Here is a 17,488-nt window from a genome sequence, read left to right as displayed (position 1 = left end):
GCGCTCCTTCCTCTCGGTCAGTAAGAGCCGGTACTCAACTCGGCCAGGGAGGCGGTGATCGTGATCCGCTCTCCTTCGGTGGGAACGGGCCTGGAGGAGCGGATCGCGCGATACGCCCTCTCCAGATCCGGATGCACCCCGAAGGGGCGGCGGTAACCCGAGTCCTCCATGACGAAGGCCACGGCGCATCCCAGGCCCAGCGCGGGCAGGACATCGTGATCGACCCGGTTGCCCACCATCAGCAGGTCGGCCGGAGGCACGCCGAGATGGTCCAGGGCCATCCCGAGCAGCGCCGGGTCAGGCTTGGCCACCCCCACGAGCGAGTCGAGGAACACCGCCTCGCAGGCGGCGCTGACCCCCCAGGCAGAAAGGACGCCGGCGCACTCCGGTGGCTGGTTGGCCACGATGACCGTGCGCATCTCCCTGGACAGCCTGGCGACGGCCCGCACCGCGCCGGGAATCTCCTGAGCGAGTTCGCCCCAGGCGCCACGGACGCGTATCCAGCTCTCCGCCGCCTCCTCGGAACGGGCAAGGATCTCATCCCCCGAGTAGTGCCGCTCGACCTGTTCGGCAAAAGTCCCGAGGGTCATTCCCTGGTCGGTGGCGCACAGCCGTTCGAACGTGCCCTGGAGCCAGGCGAGCTCGAAAGGCTCGTCATAGTAAATGACTCCGCCGACATCCAACGCGGTGGCACTGTATCCAGTCACGACAACTCGCTCCAGCATCATCAAGGCATCGTGGCGAGTCTTGCACGGCTATTATTCAATAATCGACTGTGACCATGGATTTTCCGACAAAACTAGTTGATTCCCTATTCTCCGGCATAAAGTCGCGACTCGTCTCCCGGCCCCCTGTATCGTCTGTGGCCGGGAGCTTTCCCCGGGGGAAGTAATGCGGGTGAAGGGAGAACCTTCACCGGCGGAATTCCGGCGCAGGAACCCGAATTCCACGGCACGCGATTTCGAGACCGCCGAGGTAGGGCGCGCCGGCCCGGTGGCGCCAGGACGAGGCACGAACGGACCCGCGCCGGACGCGCCGGGGCTCGGCACCCGGACGACGCCGACGACGCCGACGACGCGACGATGGAGGGTGGCTGTCCGCAGTACATCCCCGGCCTGTGCCGCGGGCCTGTCCGGCCTCGTTGCCGCGTCGATCACGCGTATCACTTCAGTACGGCGCGAAGGGCCTCGGTGAGCTGTCGCGCGCTGGGCAGCAGCGCGTGATCCAGCGCGAGCGCGTACGGGATGACTGCCCCGTCCGGCCGTGACACCCGCTTCGGCGGGGCGACCAGCGCGAACTCCTCGGCCGCCGTGGCCAGGATCTCGCCGCCCAGGCCACACGCGCGGTTGGAGTCGTCCATCACCACCAGCCGCCCGGTCTTCGCGACGGACGCACCCAGCGTCGCCCAGTCGATCGGGTAGACGGTCCTGGGGTCGACGACCTCGATCGAGACCTCGTCGGCCAGCTCGGCCGCGACCTGCAGGGCGGTCTGCACCAGGTGACCGATGGCGACCACAGTGACATCGGTGCCCTCGCGGTGGACCCTGGCACTGCCGAGCGGAACCGGCCCCGGTTCTCCGGTGATCTCCTCGGCCGTTCCCATCAGGAGCGTGGGGGCGAACACGGCGACGGGGTCGGGGTCGCGGATCGCCGACAGCAGCAGACCGTAGGCGTCCGACGGCGTTGCCGGCACGACGGTCTTGATTCCCACGTGCGCGAAGAGGCTGTAGGGATGGTCGGAGTGCTGCCCGGCCATGCCTGAGCGCGAGCCCGAGCCCGGCACCAGGTATGTGACGGGAACGCTCACCTGGCCGCCGGTCATCAGCGAGAACTTGTGCGCCTGATTGGCGATCTGCTCGAACACCAGGTACAGCAGGGACGGGATCTGGTACTCCACGACCGGGCGCTGGCCCGCCATCGCCGCGCCGGTCGCGAGGCTGGTGAAGCCCTGTTCCGACAGCGGCATGTCGACCACGCGGTCCTCGCCGTAGGCCGTGGCCAGCCCTGACGTGATGCCGGTCAGGCCGAGCCGGACGTCCTCACCGAGGACGAACACCCGCTCGTCGCGGCCCATCTCGTCGCGCAGAGCCTGGTTCAGCGCGGCGATGTACGTCAGATGCGCCATCAGAGCACCGCCCCGGTTCGTGTCTTCATCTGGTTGGCGTAGAGGTAGAGCAGCGCGTCTCCCGGATCCGGCGTGGGACTTGATCGGGCGAACGTCACGGCGTCGGCCACGAGCGCGGCGACCTCCTCGTCCGCGGCGTCGACGACATCTGCCGGGAGACGGTCGGCCTGCAGCGTCAGCGGGTCGCGATCGCGCCAGCGGGCGACCTCGTCGTCGTCGCGGTAGTTGAGTCCCACCTGGTGCTCGAAAGAGTGATGGCCGTTGAAGCGGTAGGTCCGGCACTCCAGGAAGTAGGGGCCGGCGCCGCGCCGGCAGCCGTCGACCGCCTCGGCCGCCGCCTCGGCCACCGCCTCGACGTCCATGCCGTCAACCGTGCGCGCTGTGACGCCGAAGCCGGCGGCCCGCTGTACCGGATCGCCCGCCAGCGCCGTGGTCACCGGCAGGCTGGTCGCGTACCCGTTGTTCTCACAGACGAACACGACAGGCAGTGACCAGAGCGCGGCCAGGTTGAACGCCTCCAGCACGACCCCCTGGCTCAGTGCCCCGTCGCCGAAGAAGCTCACCGCCACCTGATCGCGGCCGGCCCGTCTGGCCGCCCACGCCGCGCCGACCGCGATGGGTGCGCCCGCTCCCACGATCCCGTTCGCGCCGAAGATCCCCAGGCCGACGTCGGCCGCGTGCATCGAGCCGCCGCGGCCGCGGTTGAGGCCCTCGGTGCTGCCGCACAGTTCGGCCAGCATCCGCTTCGGATCGGCCCCTTTGGCCAGCACGTGCCCGTGTCCCCTGTGTGTGCTGGTGATGACGTCGTTCACCGCCAGGCTGGAGCACACGCCCACCGCGACCGCCTCCTGGCCGATGTACGGATGAATTCCACCCACGAGTTCCCCGGAAATGGCCATTTCAAGGCAGCGCTCTTCGAATTCGCGGATCAGGCGCATCTCTCGATAAAGGTGACGGGATCGTTCCGGTGCGCTCGTCAAGGAACTCCCTTTCCCGATGAAGGCATGGCATCACTGTACGCGGAGGAAATCTCCGGAAAACTGAGGAGAACCCCAAATATCAGCGCTGGGCGCGAATCGGACTACCGGCCGCCGCCCACGCGTAAACCCGGGCGATCCCTTCGCCGAGGGAGGTGCGGGCGCGCCACTTCAGCTCGGCGGCCGCGCTGCTCACCTCCAGGGCGGAGCGCAGCGACTCGCCGGCGCGGGGGTGGGCGAACAACGGCTCAGGGGTACGGTCGGCGACCCGTCCGATGACCTCCAGGACGTCCAGGACGGTGGCCGGTTTCCCGGTGCCGATGTTCCATACTCCGGGCCCCCCGTGGTCGATCGCGGCGAGGAAGGCCTCGACGACGTCGCCGACGTAAACGTAGTCGCGGGTCTGCCTGCCGTCGCCGTACACGGTCGGCCGTTGCTCACGCAGGACTTGGCCGCAGAAGATCGCCACGACGCCGGCCTCTCCCGAGGGGTCCTGGCGCGGGCCGTAGACGTTGCCGAGCCGGAGCACGGCGTGGCCGGTGCCGTACAACCTGTTGTAGAGGCCGATGTACTGCTCGGCGCAGTGTTTGGCGGTGCCGTAGGGGGACTCGGGCTTGGGCGTGAGCCCTTCGGGGGAGGGGCTCTCGGTGGCGGTGCCGTACAGGGCGCCGCCGGTGGAGGCGAAGACGACCCTGGCGCCGACCGCGCGCGCGGCCTCCAGCACGTTGACGGTGCCGACCACGTTGATCCCCGCGTCCGTCGCGGGCGCGGCGACCGAGATCCGCACGTCGGCCTGGGCCGCCAGATGGCAGATCACGGCCGGGCGGACCCGCTGTACCACCCCGGTGAGCGCCGCGGCGTCCGTGATCGACTGTAGGTGGACGACGACCTGCGGGTCCACACGTCCGGCCAGGCCGGTGGACAGGTCGTCGAGAACGGTTACCGCATCACCTCGCTCGGACAACGCGTCCGTCAGATGTGAACCTATGAACCCGCATCCACCGGTCACGAGCACGCGCATGCTACTCCTAGGCTCCCACGAGCTTTTCCAGGACGCCGACGACGTCGGTGGGCGGGGGCATCTCGACGATCTCCCTGGAGATCTCGCCCGCACCCCGGGTGTACAGGGGGTTGTTCAGCAGTTCCCGGCCGGCGGCGGCCAGAACGTCAGGGCTGTCCTCCCTGGGGGGCAGCGTGATCGCGGCGTGCGCGGCGGCGAGCATCTGCGCCCACCCGACGGACCTGCTCTCCTGCGGGATGATCAGCTGCGGCACCCCGGAGTTCAGCGCGGCCAGCGCGGTCATGGTGCCGGAGTGGTGGACGATCAGGTCACAAGTGCGCAGCGCCGCGTCCAGCGGGAACCAGCCGGCGTGGGCGATGCCGTGCTCGCCGCGCAACCTCTCCGCCACCTCGTCCGGCGTCGCGACTATCACCTCGACGTCCAGGGCCGTGAAGACGTCGACGAGACCGAGGAGGAAGGCCAGGCTGTGGTTGGTGGTCGCGAGGCTGCCCGCGGTTATCACCACCCTGTGGCGTTCTCCCCGGTTGAACATCCATGGTTCGAGTGGACGCTGCTCGTTCGTCGGGGTCCACCGCAATGGCTGCACGGGGCCGGCGCCCTCGGGCCGGAGGCTCGCTGGGAAGATGTCGACGGTCAGGTCGAAGGCGGGGATGTGCTCCAGCCCCAGTTTGTCCAGCTCGGGGCGGAGTTCCTCCTCCACTCCGGGATGGACGCCTTCCCTGTCGGCCGTGTTCCCGGTCAGCAGGTGCCGTACGCACGGCAGTCCAAGCGGGCCGGCCAGCATGGGCGCGGCATAGGAATGCGGGCCGCCGATGACGAGGTCGGGCTGCCAGTCGGTCACCAGGTCGTGCAGGCGGTCGAAGCCGGCGGCGGCCAGCCGCCCGAACATGCCGCCGACGAAGAGCGGTATCTCCGCCTCGTTCTGCGGGACGCGCAGGTCGTTGCCCGCGCGATCCAGTGTCATCAGCTGCGTCAGGGTCAGCGCAGTCATCGAGAACGCCGGTACGCCGATGCCCACGGCCGCGGACACGGCCTCCGGTGAGGAGGCGAGGATGATGTGATGGCCGCGCGCCCGGGCGGCGGTCGCGAGGGGGGCGAGGCCGAATACGCTCGACTTCGTCGGTCCGGCGATAAAGAGTATCTTCACAAGTCCTCCGATCCGGGTCGGCTAAATGTATATTCAACCGGGCGGCCGCCGCACAACGCCCCGGAAAGATTAAGTGTTTTCCTAGACTCCTTGATCATCTTTAATTGGATGCTTTCAAATCGGTCCGTCAACATATTTTATGGTGCTCTGTGCCAGGGCTTCGTGGAGGGCTCGGCATAACCGGCCGAAACTGTGGAAACGGAAACGTGCGATGTCGACGACAGGGCCGGGGCGTCGATCGGGCCGGAGGGCGGGACCATGGTCGGCCTGTTTGCCGGCTTCGGTGCGGATTCGGAGCGAGGCCGCGGAGCGTCCGCCGGTGTCCACCGATATCCCTTGATGTCCAGGTCGTAGTGATCGACGCTCTGCGTGAGGTGTTGACAACACCGTGAAACCGAAGGAGATCGTGATGAGCACGTGCCGGGTGTGCGACGGCGACGTCGTGGAGTTCCTTGACCTCGGCCGCCAGCCGCTTTCCGACCATTTCCGAAGCGGACCCGGCCTGCCCGGCGAGTTCTTCTACCGCCTCGCCGTCGGCGTGTGCGAGGACTGCACGATGGTGCAGCTCGTGGAGGAGGTGCCGAGGGAGAAGATGTTTCACGAGGACTACCCGTACTACTCCTCCGGATCGTCGGTGATGCAGAAGCACTTCGAGGACACCGCGCGCCGCTTTCTGAAGACCGAGCTGACCGGCCCAGATCCCTTCATCGTCGAGATCGGCTCCAACGACGGGGTGCTGCTGCGCACCATCCACGAGGCCGGCGTCCGGCACCTTGGATTCGAGCCGTCGGGCAAGGTGGCCGACGTGGCGCGGGCGAGCGGCCTGCGGGTGCGCGGTGACTTCTTCGAGGAGGTGAGCGCGATCGAGGTTCATGAGAGCGAGGGCTCCGCCGACGTCATCTACGGAGCCAACACGATCTGCCACATCCCCTACCTGAAGTCCGTCTTCCGCGGCGTCGACGCGCTGCTCGCCCCCGACGGCGTCTTCGTCTTCGAGGACCCCTACCTGGGCGACATTCTGGAGAAGAGGTCCTTCGACCAGATCTACGACGAGCACTTCTTCTTTTTCACCGCACGCTCGGTGCAGGCGATGGCGGCACGCTTCGGGTTCGAGCTGATCGACGCCGAGCGGCTGCCGGTGCACGGCGGCGAGGTGCGCTACACGATCGCCCGCGCCGGGGCGCGCCGCCCCTCGGAGGCCCTTGCGCGACTGATCGCCGAGGAGGACGCGCGCGGCCTGTCGGACCTGCGCCGGCTGCACCGCTTCGTCGCCGACATCCACGGCATCCGCGACGATCTGGTCGGCCTGCTGCGCCGGCTGAAGGACGAGGGGAAGACAGTCGTCGCGTACGGCGCGACGGCCAAGAGCGCCACCGTGACCAACTTCTGCGGCATCGGCCCCGACCTGGTGGCGTGGGTGTGCGACACGACGCCGGCCAAGCAGGGACGGCTGACACCGGGGATGCACATCCCCGTCCGGTCGCCGGACGCCTTCGCCGCCGAAGCCGCCGACTACGCGCTGCTGTTCGCATGGAACCACGCCGAGGAAATCATGGCCAAGGAGCAGGAGTTCCGCAGGGCGGGCGGGCAGTGGATCCTCTATGTCCCCGAGGTCCACATTGCAGGCGCGTGAGCTGGCAGTCGAGGGCGCCTTCGTGTTCGCCCCGGCTGTGTACCCGGATGAGCGAGGCTTCTTTCTCTCGCCGTTTCTGAAGTCGGTGTTCGCCGAGACGGTCGGGCATGCGTTGTTCCCGGTGGGCCAGATCAGCTACAGCGTCTCCCGCAGGGGCGTCGTGCGGGGTGTGCACTTCACGGCCACCCCGCCGGGCACGGCCAAACTCGTCTGCTGTCCCCGGGGGCGGGTGCTGGACGTGGTCGTGGACGTGCGGGTCGGTTCCCCCACGTTCAGTCAGTGGGACTGCGTCACCCTCGACGCCGCGAACCGCGACTCCCTCTACCTTCCCGTGGGCGTCGGCCATCTGTTCGTCGCGCTGCAGGACGACAGCATGATGTCTTACACCCTGTCGCAGGAGTACGTGCCGGAGAACGAGCTGGCGCTGTCGCCCTTCGACCCCGCGCTGCGGCTCCCCTTGCCCGAGGGTATCGAGGTCATCCTGTCTGACCGCGACCGGGCGGCACCGAGCCTCGAACAGGCTCGGAGCCTGGGCCTGCTGCCCGACTACCGGCGTTGCCGTGAACTGACGGCGAAGTTTCGGCAAGAGCCCGTGTCATCGCGATGAGAGCCTCGCGCAGGGGCAGCCGGGGACGCCATCCCGTGACCGAGCGGAAGGCGGTGGCGTCCACCGCCACGCTGGCGAAGTCGGTGCGCGGGGCGCCGGCGGGGGGCGGGACGGAGACCACCGGCACGGGTGGCCGCCCGGTGTGCGCGGACGCCAGCTCGGCGATGGTCCTGAAGACCTCGCCGATCGGCTCGCTACGACCCCGCCCGAGCAGCCAGTGACGGCCGGTCAGGGAGTCGGCGTGATCAAGCGCCGCCACGAAGGCGTCGGCCACATCGCGGACGTGGAGCAGGTCCCTCTCCACCGTCCCGTCGTGCCACATGTCGATCGATTCGCCGGCCAGGGCTCGCCGCGCCATCGTCGCCAGGACCCCCCGGTCGGCGCCGCCGCCGCCGAACACCGTGGGCAGTCGCAGGGAGAGCCCTCGGACGACGCCCGCGCGCGAGGCCCGCTTCAGCAGGTTCTCCGCCGCCTGCTTCTGGCGGTCGTAGACGGTCTGGGGACGATCGGGCTCGGTGCCGTCGATAGGCGTCTTGAACACCAGGCCCACCTGGGAGACGGAACCGGCGAAGGCGACCACGGGGGGCCGCCGCCGGGGGGACGCCCGGAGGCAGTCGAGGAGATCGCGCATCACGCCCACGTTGACCCGGGCGCTCGCGAAGGGGTCGGCGCCGCGCCAGCCCGCGGCGTCGAGCACGAGATTGACCACCGCGTCCGCCCCTGCCACCGCGGCCGAGAGGTTACCGGGGACGGTCAGGTCGGCCGTGCGCGTCTCAAAGTCGGCCCGACCCGTCGACGACACCGCCGCAGGCCTGCGCGCGACGGCCCGCACGGTGACGGGGCGTTCGGCGAGCGCCGCCAGCACCGCGGAACCCACGAACCCGGAGGCGCCGAGCACCGTGATCAGCGGCCGGGTCATCTTTCGTTCCGGTAGAGCGCCTGCCAGTAGTACGGCCACGGGACCGTCCGGCCCTCGGCGACGCAACGCCAGTCGTCACCGGGCAGATAGGCGGTGACGAACTTACGTGACTGGGACTCGACCACCTGGTTGTCGTGAATATCAATGATGTCGCGCAGAAGTCCTGTCCGCAGCGCCAGGGTGACCACCTCGTTCCCCTGGGAGTGGCCGTCCAGATTCCTGTCCATATACTTCCCGACCGGATTGTTCACGTAGAGGTGGTGGCAGCTTTCCGCGATGCGGGCGAGATACGCGTACACCGTCTCCGCGTTCATCTCCGCGAATGAGTCGATGTTGACACAAAGCTCGAAGCGGTGGTCGCGAAAAAGGGTGGTCACGTCATCCACAGAATGGAAATGGACCTTCGCGAACTGCCTGTCGTCCAGAACGGCGCGTAGGTAGCCGCGGGACAACGGCAGCAAATTATCCAGGTCGATGATGTGGTAACCGGCGACATCGTGATTGGACAGCATCGCGTGGCAGGTCCGGCCGTAACCCGCGCCGATCTCCACGACCGTCGCGCCGTCCAGCTCGGTGCCGGCCGAGATGAACTCCACCTCGAACACGGCCTGTAGGTAATCCAGGCAGACCGTCTCGCCGTCGTACCTGATGGCGATGGGGTTGCCCAGCTCCCGGTTGCGGATTCTGCGGAGCCTCATCCAATTGGCCGCGCTCAGCTCGGAGCTCAAGGCGTGAATCAAAGTCTTCAAATATCGCACGCCATTGACTCGCGGATCCCAAAGTGCGAGTTTGAAGTTCACCTCGTTCGACTTGAAGTTGGCGAGGTCCGCTACCGCCTCTTTTGTCATCCGAGTTTTTCCGTACCGCTCCCAAAGCGGACTCCGGTCATACATGTTGTCCATGGCCATCCTCACAGGGGTCGCGAGAAAACGATAGCAAAGAATGCTGTCAGGGCCGGTTGGCGAGTTGCATACTAGATGTTCCACTAGATGTTTCCGGCACCATTGATCTGGATTTTCGCCGACCGTAGAGTGAGTGGTCATTAGGTCGGATGACATTGTTTCGGCTTTATGATTGGAGCTCAATGCCAAGCACGGTCTTGGTCATCGGCGGCGGTCCTGCTGGCTCCACGGCGGCGGCCCTGCTGGCCAGAGCGGGTCTGTCGGTGCACCTGCTGGAGAAGGAGACGTTTCCCCGCTACCACATCGGCGAGTCCATCGCGTCCTCGTGCCGGACGATCGTCGACTACGTGGGCGCGCTGGACGAGGTGAACGCCTGCGGCTACACCGAGAAGACCGGCGTGCTGCTGCGCTGGGGCAAGGAAGACTGGGCGATCGACTGGGCGAAGATCTTCGGCACCGGGGTGCGCTCCTGGCAGGTCGATCGCGATGAATTCGATCATGTCCTGCTGAACAACGCGGTGAAGCAGGGCGCCACGGTGGTCCAGGGCGCCGCGGTGAAGAAGGTGCTGTTCGACGGCGACCGGGCCGTGGGCGCCGAATGGGTCGATCCGGTCTCGGGCGAGTCGCGCACCGGCGCGTACGACTTCATCGTGGACGCGTCGGGCCGGGCCGGGCTGATCCCCTCACAGCACTTCAAGCACCGCCGTCCGACGGAAACGTTCAAGAACGTCGCCATCTGGGGTTACTGGCAGGGCGGCTCGCTGCTCCCCGGATCCCCGTCGGGCGGCATCAACGTCATCTCCGCTCCCGACGGCTGGTACTGGGTCATTCCGCTGCGCGGCGACAGGTACAGCGTGGGGTTCGTCTGCCATCAGACGCGGTTCCTGGAACGGCGCAAGGAACACGAGTCGCTGGAGGCGATGCTGGCGTCGCTGATCGAGGAGTCCCCGTCGGTGCGCGGCCTGCTCGAAAACGGGACCTATCAGCCCGGTGTCCGCGTCGAGCAGGACTTCTCCTACGTCTCCGACTCCTTCTGCGGTCCTGGATACTTCGCCGCGGGCGACAGCGCCTGCTTTCTCGATCCGCTGCTGTCCACCGGGGTGCATCTGGCGCTCTACAGCGGCATGCTGGCCGCGGCCTCGATCCTGGCCACCGTCGAGGGCGAGGTCGGCGAGGAAGAGGCCCGCGCTTTCTATGACTCCCTGTACCGCAACGCCTACGACCGGCTGTTCACCCTCGTCGCCGGCGTCTACCAGCAGCAGGCGGGCAAGGAGGCGTACTTCGGCCTGGCCGACGCGCTGGTGAACGAGAGGGGGGAGATCGAGTACGAGAAGGTGGACGGGGCCAGAGCCTTCGCCCAGCTCGTCGCCGGAATCGCGGACATGGACGACGCCATGGAAGGCAGGCACGAGAGCCAGGCCGACTCCTCCACGCACGCCGACAACTCGGTTGACCAGCTCTTCCTGGCGGCGGAACAGGCCAGGCTCATGGCCACGGGTAACACGCCGAAGGCTCCTGTCAGTGAGGCGCCGGGCAAGCTCGACGCCCACGACCTGTTCGACTCCGTCACCGGCCTGTACCTGAGAACCGTCCCCACACTGGGCATCGGCCGGACCCGCTGAACGAGGAATCCGTATGCTGAATCGACGGCGTTTCGTCACCCTCGGGGCCACCGCGCTGGGTGGTGCCGCGGTCCTGCCGCTCACCGGGGACCTGTTCTCTCCGCCACCGCCCACCGCGAACGCACATCACGCCGGCCACGGGGGGAGCGCCGCAGCGGTGGACGCCACCAACGTGACGTTCACCCCGTTCACTCAGCGGATGCCCGTGCCCGCGACGCTCAGGCCGTCCCAGAGGACCTCGGACACCGACATCTACACGCTGCCCGTCAGGGCCGCCGAGGCGGAACTCGTCCCGGGCCTGAGCACCCCCGTGCTCACCTACGGCGGCCAGTTCGTCGGCCCGACCATCCGGGCCAGGACAGGCCGCCGGACGCGGGTGACCTTCACGAACGAGCTGGACGGGCCGACCAACGTGCACCTGCACGGCGGCCACGTCTCGCCGGAGAACGACGGCCACCCCATGGACCTCATCCCGCCCGGGCAGACGAGGGCCTACGAATATCCGAACGCGCAGCGTGCCGCGACGTTGTGGTACCACGACCACACACATGGCCTGGAAGCCGACCACATCTACCGCGGCCTGCACGGCTTCTACCTGATCGAGGACAGGGCCGAGCGGCGGTTCAACCTGCCCGACGGCGCGTACGACGTGCCCATCATGCTGCGCAACGCGCAGTTCGACGAGGACGGCGCCCTGGTCTTCGGCCACCCCGACAACCGGACCACCATCCTGGTGAACGGCAAGGCGCAGCCGTACTTGCCGGTCGCCGCGCGCAGGTACCGGTTCCGGCTGCTGAACTCCGCCCTCAAGCACGTCTTCCGGCTGAACATGGGCGGCGTGCCGATGACGAAGATCGCAACCGACGGAGGGCTCCTGCCCGCACCGGTGGAGCGGACGGAACTGGAGGTCTCCTCGGGCGAGCGAGTGGAGATCGTCGTGGACTTCGCCCCCCACCTGGGACACGGCCCGCTGTATCTGTACGACGGGGAGAACCCGATCCTGCGCTTCGACGTGTCGCGGGCGCACGGCCGCTCCGACCACAGCGACGTGCCCGACAACCTGGTTCCGCTGCCGGCGCTCGCCGCCGCCACCGTCGAACGCACGATGGTCATGAGCATGGACATGTCGGTCAGGCCCCCCATCGGCCTGATCAACGGCAGGCCGTTCGACCCCTACAGGGTGGACACACAGATCAAGCAGGGCGCCACGGAGATCTGGAACATCGTCAACGCCGACGTGTCACCGTTTCCCTTCGACCACCCCTTCCACACTCATCTGCTGCAGTTCCAGGTGATCGGCAGGAACGACGGCCCGCCGCTGCCCGAGGACGCGGGTCTCAAGGACACCGTCTACGTGTCACCGATGGGGTCGGTGCGCATCCAGATGACCTTCGACACCCCTTACCTGGGCCGTTACATGTACCACTGCCATTTCCCCGAGCATTCCGCGCTCGGAATGATGGCCCAGATGGAGATCATCCCCTGAGGAGACGGACTCGTGCGCACACCAGGTATCTTCATCGGCGCGCTTGGGACCTTCATACCCCCGACCGTGAGCGTGGAGTGGGCCGTCGCGAACGGCCACTATCCCTCCGAGGACGTCGAGATGCACGAACTCGGCGGGACCGCGATCGCCGGTGAGATCCCACCCCCGGAGATGGCCCTGCGTGCCGCGCAGCAGGCGGTCAAGCGATGGGGCGGTTCACCTCTGGGGTTCGACCTTCTCCTGTACGCCAGCACCTGGCACCAGGGGCCGGACGGCTGGCCGCCGCACTCCTATCTCCAGAGGCACCTGGTGGGCGGCGACCTGCTCGCGCTGGAGATACGGCAGGGCTGCAACGGCATGATGGCCGCGATGGAACTCGCGGCCGGCTGTCTGCTGGCCGTACCGGAGCGCAGTAGCGCGCTGCTCGTCGCCGCGGACAACTACGGCACGCCGCTGGTCAACCGCTGGCGGATGGGGCCCGGATTCATCGGCGGTGACGCCGCCTCAGCCCTCGTACTGACCAAGGGACCGGGGTTCGCGAGGCTTCGCTCGGTGTGCTCCAAGACGATCCCCGAGGCCGAGGCGCTGCACCGCGGTGACGAGCCGCTGTTCCCGCCAAGCATCACCCGCGGGCGGCCCACGGACTTCAGTGCCAGGATCGGCCAGCAGTTCGCCACTCAGAGCCCCGCGGCGGCGGCCATGGCCACGATGCCCGAGCAGATGACGGCCCTGATCGGCCGGGCGCTCGAGGAGTCGGGCATCCAGATGGGCGACATCGCCCGGGTGGCTTTCATGAACTACTCCAAGGAGGTCGTCGAGCAGCGCGTCATGGCCGCGTGGGACCTGCCGATGGACCGTTCGACCTGGGAGTTCGGCCGCACCGTCGGGCACTGCGGGGCGAGCGACCACATTCTCTCCTTCGAGCATCTGGTCCGCACCGGCGAACTGAGGCCGGGAGAGCACATGTTGATGCTCGGAACCGCGCCAGGCCTCGTCCTGTCCTGCGCGATCGTCCAGGTCCTGGAGCAGACCGCATGGGCCTAGAAAGCCGACAGCAGAGGATATCCGTGAAGTCCACCGTGCTCCAGTCGCCTCAGGCGGCCCACCAACCGCTCGCCGTGATCGGCATCGGCTGCCGTTTCCCGGGAGACGTCAACTCGCCCGACGCGTTCTGGGACCTGCTGACCCGTGGCGAGACCACCGTGGGAGAGGTGCCGGAAGGCCGCTGGGACGCCTACGGGGACCTTGGGCCCGAGTTCGAGACCATGCTGCGGCGGGTCATCAGGGCGGGCAACTTCCTGAGCGGGATCGACGGCTTCGACGCGGAGTTCTTCGGTATCTCCCCGCGCGAGGCCGAACTGATGGACCCGCAGCAGCGGATCTTCCTTGAGGTGGCCTGGCAGGCGCTGGAGTACGCGGGCATCCCGCCCCGCGCACTGGCCGGAACCGACACGGGCGTCTTCGCGGGCATCTGCACCTACGACTACGGCGGCCGGCAGATGGAGGACCTGCCGAGCCTCGACGCCTGGACCGGTATCGGCTCCGCGAACTGCGCGGTCTCCAACCGCGTCTCGCATGCCCTGGACCTGCGCGGGCCGAGCATGACGGTGGACACGGCGTGCTCCGCCTCGCTGGTGGCCCTGCACCTCGCGGCGCAGAGCCTGCGCCTGGGGGAGAGCACCGTGGCGCTCGCCGGCGGCGTCAACCTGCTCGTCTCGCCCGGACAGTCGCTCACACTCGACGCCGCGGGAGCGCTCGCCCCTGACGGGCGCAGCAAGTCGTTCGACGCCTCCGCCGACGGCTACGGCCGCGGCGAAGGCTGCGGTGTCGTGGTGCTGAAGCTCCTGGCCGATGCCGAGCGCGACGGTGACCGGGTGCTGGCCGTACTGCGCGGCAGCGCGGTCAACCAGGACGGCAGGACCAACGGGATCATGGCGCCGTGCGGCCAGGCGCAGGAACATGTCATGACAAGCGCGTTGCGGGCCGCCGGGATCGAGCCGGGCACGGTGGACTACATCGAGGCCCACGGGACGGGAACCCCGCTCGGTGATCCGATGGAAGCGGCGGCGATCGGCGCCGTCTACGGCGTCGGCCAGACGGATCCCTGCCTGGTCGGCTCGGTGAAGTCCAACATCGGCCACCTGGAGGGCGCGGCCGGCGTCGCCGGTGTCATCAAGGCGGTCCTGGCACTGGACCGCGCCGAGATCCCGTCCACCGTGCTGGCCACCGAGATCAACTCGGCGATCGAGTGGGATCGGCTGGGGCTGGAGCTGGTGACCGGCCGGATCCCGTGGCCCGAGCGCGGCCATCCGCGCCGCGCGGGCGTGTCCGGTTTCGGGTACGGCGGGACCGTCGCGCACGTGTTGTTGGAGCAGGCCCCGGCCCGGGCGACGCCACAGCGAGAGGACACGCGCGAAGCCGAGACGCTCTTTCCCCTCTCGGCCGCGTCGCCGTCCGCGCTCCAGCCCATGGCCGAGGCCCTGGCCGACCAGATCGAGCAGGGTGGGGACCTGGCCTCCATCGGGCACACGCTGGCCCTGCGCCGCTCGCACCTGGCCGAGCGAGCGGTGGTGGTGGCCGCGGGCCGCGACGAGCTCGTCGGGGAACTGCGCGCGCTGGCCGCAGGGGAGTCCACGGACGGTGTCGTCGCGGGTTCACCTGTCGGTGAGGACGCCAGGCCGGTCTGGGTCTTCTCGGGGCACGGCTCCCAGTGGCCGGGCATGGGCCGCGATCTGCTGGCCGAGCCGGCGTTCGCGCAGGTGATCGAGGCTCTGGAGCCCATCTACCGCGAGGAGATCGGGTTCTCCCCGAGGCAGGTGCTGCTGGAGGACGCGCTCGACGACGTCGACCGCGTCCAGACCATGATCTTCGCGATGCAGCTCGGGCTCGCAGCGCTCTGGCGTTCTCGCGGGGTGAGCCCGGACGCCGTCATCGGGCACTCCGTCGGCGAGATCGCCGCGGCCGTCACCGCGGGGGTCCTGACGCTGGAGGAAGGGGCCCGGCTGATCTGTCGGCGTTCGGCGCTTCTGCGCCGGGTCTCCGGCAAGGGGGCGATGGCGATGGTCACGCTGCCGTTCACGGAGGCCGCCGCGCGACTGGGCGACCGGACGGACGTGGTGGCGGGGATCGCCTCCTCGCCGCACTCCACGGTGGTGTCCGGCGACCGGGACGCGATCGAGGCGCTGATCGAGCAGTGGCCGCGAGAGGGCGTCGGGGTCCGCCGCGTCTCCTCCGACGTGGCCTTCCACAGCCCGCACATGGACCCGCTGCTTCACGACCTCGCGGCCGCGGCGGCCGACCTCACGCCGAAGCAGGCCCGTATTCCGATCTACACCACCGCCCTGGACGATCCGCGGGCGGCGATGACGGCCGACGGCGCCTACTGGGCGGCGAACCTTCGCAACCCGGTGCGCTTGGCCGCCGCCGTCGGTGAGGCCGTCGCCGACGGCCACCGCGCCTTCCTCGAGATCTCCCCGCATCCGGTGGTGACGCACTCCATCCACGAGACTCTGGCCGAGCTCGGTGTGGAGGACGCCTTCGTCGGCTCGACTCTGCGCAGGCACACCCCGGAAGCCCGTACCTTCCTCACCGCCGTGGCCAAGGCCCACTGCGGCGGGATCGCCGTCGACTGGCGGGCGCTGCACCCGAAGGGCGAGCCGGCCACGCTGCCGGTCTATCCGTGGCGGCACCGTACGCACTGGCACCGCCCGGGTCCGCGGACGCGGGTGAGGGGCCGAGGCCACAGCGTGGCCTCGGCCAGCCTGCTGGGCACCAGAACCAGCATCGCCGGAAGCCCGCTGCTGGTGTGGCAGACCGCGCTTGACGACGCGAGCCGCCCGTATCCGGGCAGCCATGCGCTGAACGGCGTGGAGATCGTTCCCGCCGCGGTGTTCGCCGTCACCTTCCTCGACGTGGCCGTGCGCGATGGCCGATCGCCGGTGCTGGCCGAGCTCGCGATGCACCACCCGCTGATCACGGCCGACCTCAGGGAGGTCCAGGTCGTCCAGGACGGCAATGCCGTACGGCTGGCGTCACGCATGGCCGGTGACGACGGTGGGGAGGATCCCGCCTGGCTCGTCCACGCCGAGGCCAGGGTCGGTGAGCAACCCGCGCACGCGCCCGGTTCGCTGGTGGACGCCGCGGAGTATCGCCTCGAACCGGCCGACCCCGGCCTGGTGCGCCGGGCGTTGACCGAGGTCGGCGTGCCGTCGACCGGTTTCGAATGGACCATCGAGAGTTTGCTGTCGGGCAACCGTGTCCTGCGAGCACGCGTGTGCTTCGCCGACGCGAGCACCTGGGCGTCGGCGCTGGACGCGGTGATGTCCATAGCTCCGGTCGCCTTCCCAGGGGTTCGGCTGCTGCGAATGGCGGTCCACATCGAGGAGATGGTCACGGCCGGCGCGCCGCCGGAGACCGCGACCATCGAGGTGGTGCTCGATGAAAACCGGCCCGACGTGGTCGACGCCGTGGTCGTCGATGAGGCGGGGCATGTGCTCGCGAGCGTGGTCGGCCTGCGCTACCAGGTGATCGACGCGCCCGCGTCGGCCGAGGACGGTCCCGGGACGGCCGAGGAGGCAGTGCCGTTCGCCGACCTGCCGCCCGAGCGGCTGCGCGAGCACGTGCTGGAGGAGGTGCGAGACCAGATCGCGACGGAGATGCGGCTGTCCGCCGCGGACCTGCATCTCCGGCGCCCACTCGCCGAGCAGGGACTCGACTCGGTCATGACGGTGGTGATCCGCCGGAGGCTGGAAAAACGTCTGGGGCAGAGCCTGCCGGCCACCCTGTTCTGGCAGCGGCCCACGGTCCAGGGCATCGCCGACTATCTGACCGGGCTGCTGGCAGAGGTCTGACGGCAGCAGAAGATAATTTCCCGAAAAATAAGCGCTTTCGGTTATTGGAAGACGGTGAAATCAGTGACGTCCGGATCTTTCCGTCGGGCCGGAGGACGATAGTAGGGAAATTATGAATCCGAATTTGGTAGCTTTGCGAAGAATCCAGATCGCCGACACCACTGGAGCCTACGTGAAACAGCCTGCCACTGTCGGCCCG

General features: G+C 68.5%; 12 protein-coding genes and 1 pseudogene. 6 read left to right on the top strand and 7 right to left on the bottom strand.

Annotated elements, in window-relative coordinates; genetic code table 11:
* Positions 1-17: 17 nt before the first annotated feature.
* The 5 genes from ACIBH4_RS32580 to ACIBH4_RS32560 form a co-directional block, all read right to left on the bottom strand.
* Positions 18-707 carry an HAD family hydrolase gene (locus tag ACIBH4_RS32580; protein ID WP_362517981.1) on the bottom strand — a complete coding sequence of 230 codons (690 nt, stop codon included), beginning with the start codon at positions 705-707 and terminating at the stop codon, positions 18-20.
* A 455-nt stretch (positions 708-1,162) separates the two neighbouring features.
* Positions 1,163-2,125 carry a transketolase C-terminal domain-containing protein gene (locus ACIBH4_RS32575; RefSeq protein ID WP_362517977.1) on the bottom strand — a complete coding sequence of 321 codons (963 nt, stop codon included), beginning with the start codon at positions 2,123-2,125 and terminating at the stop codon, positions 1,163-1,165.
* Positions 2,125-3,063 (bottom strand): thiamine pyrophosphate-dependent dehydrogenase E1 component subunit alpha, encoded by a 939-nt coding sequence (locus ACIBH4_RS32570; RefSeq protein ID WP_362517974.1) that lies wholly within the window; start codon positions 3,061-3,063, stop codon positions 2,125-2,127. Before ACIBH4_RS32570 ends, ACIBH4_RS32575 begins: the two co-directional genes overlap by 1 nt.
* Positions 3,064-3,184: 121 nt before the next feature.
* On the bottom strand, positions 3,185-4,123 hold the full coding sequence (locus tag ACIBH4_RS32565; RefSeq protein ID WP_362517971.1) for an NAD-dependent epimerase/dehydratase family protein: 939 nt from the start codon (positions 4,121-4,123) through the stop codon (positions 3,185-3,187).
* A gap of 7 nt (positions 4,124-4,130) precedes the next feature.
* Positions 4,131-5,270 carry a glycosyltransferase gene (locus tag ACIBH4_RS32560; RefSeq protein ID WP_362767048.1) on the bottom strand — a complete coding sequence of 380 codons (1,140 nt, stop codon included), beginning with the start codon at positions 5,268-5,270 and terminating at the stop codon, positions 4,131-4,133.
* Positions 5,271-5,679: 409 nt separating this feature from the next.
* Here ACIBH4_RS32560 and ACIBH4_RS32555 point away from each other — a divergent pair, with 409 nt between their 5' ends.
* Positions 5,680-6,903, top strand: coding sequence for a class I SAM-dependent methyltransferase (locus ACIBH4_RS32555; protein WP_362767045.1), 1,224 nt, complete (start codon positions 5,680-5,682; stop codon positions 6,901-6,903).
* Entirely contained in the window at positions 6,872-7,510 is a 639-nt protein-coding gene (locus ACIBH4_RS32550; protein ID WP_362517962.1) for a dTDP-4-dehydrorhamnose 3,5-epimerase family protein, read from the top strand. The genes ACIBH4_RS32555 and ACIBH4_RS32550 overlap by 32 nt, the downstream gene beginning before the upstream one ends.
* A gap of 10 nt (positions 7,511-7,520) precedes the next feature.
* On the opposite strand, the pseudogene ACIBH4_RS32545 reads toward ACIBH4_RS32550, so the two are convergent.
* Together ACIBH4_RS32545 and ACIBH4_RS32540 are read right to left on the bottom strand one after the other, a co-directional pair.
* Positions 7,521-8,429: pseudogene (locus ACIBH4_RS32545) on the bottom strand (NAD-dependent epimerase/dehydratase family protein); the annotation flags it as partial.
* Positions 8,426-9,331, bottom strand: coding sequence for a putative sugar O-methyltransferase (locus tag ACIBH4_RS32540; RefSeq protein WP_362517959.1), 906 nt, complete (start codon positions 9,329-9,331; stop codon positions 8,426-8,428). The gene ACIBH4_RS32540 and the pseudogene ACIBH4_RS32545, both read right to left, overlap by 4 nt.
* 182 nt (positions 9,332-9,513) lie before the next feature.
* Here ACIBH4_RS32540 and ACIBH4_RS32535 point away from each other — a divergent pair, with 182 nt between their 5' ends.
* Genes ACIBH4_RS32535 through ACIBH4_RS32520 form a run of 4 tightly spaced genes read left to right on the top strand, consistent with a single transcriptional unit; the run spans position 9,514 to position 17,289 of the window.
* Positions 9,514-10,953, top strand: coding sequence for an NAD(P)/FAD-dependent oxidoreductase (locus ACIBH4_RS32535; protein ID WP_362517956.1), 1,440 nt, complete (start codon positions 9,514-9,516; stop codon positions 10,951-10,953).
* Between the two features lie 13 nt (positions 10,954-10,966).
* Positions 10,967-12,439 (top strand): multicopper oxidase family protein, encoded by a 1,473-nt coding sequence (locus ACIBH4_RS32530; RefSeq protein ID WP_362517953.1) that lies wholly within the window; start codon positions 10,967-10,969, stop codon positions 12,437-12,439.
* Positions 12,440-12,451: 12 nt separating this feature from the next.
* Entirely contained in the window at positions 12,452-13,483 is a 1,032-nt protein-coding gene (locus ACIBH4_RS32525) for a ketoacyl-ACP synthase III family protein (RefSeq protein ID WP_362517950.1), read from the top strand.
* A gap of 23 nt (positions 13,484-13,506) precedes the next feature.
* Positions 13,507-17,289 carry an acyltransferase domain-containing protein gene (locus ACIBH4_RS32520; RefSeq protein WP_362767041.1) on the top strand — a complete coding sequence of 1,261 codons (3,783 nt, stop codon included), beginning with the start codon at positions 13,507-13,509 and terminating at the stop codon, positions 17,287-17,289.
* Positions 17,290-17,488: the final 199 nt, after the last annotated feature.

This window comes from Streptosporangium sp. NPDC050284, from assembly GCF_044459525.1.
Taxonomy (GTDB): Bacteria; Actinomycetota; Actinomycetes; order Streptosporangiales; family Streptosporangiaceae; genus Streptosporangium.
This window is presented reverse-complemented; position numbering and strand designations above follow the sequence as displayed.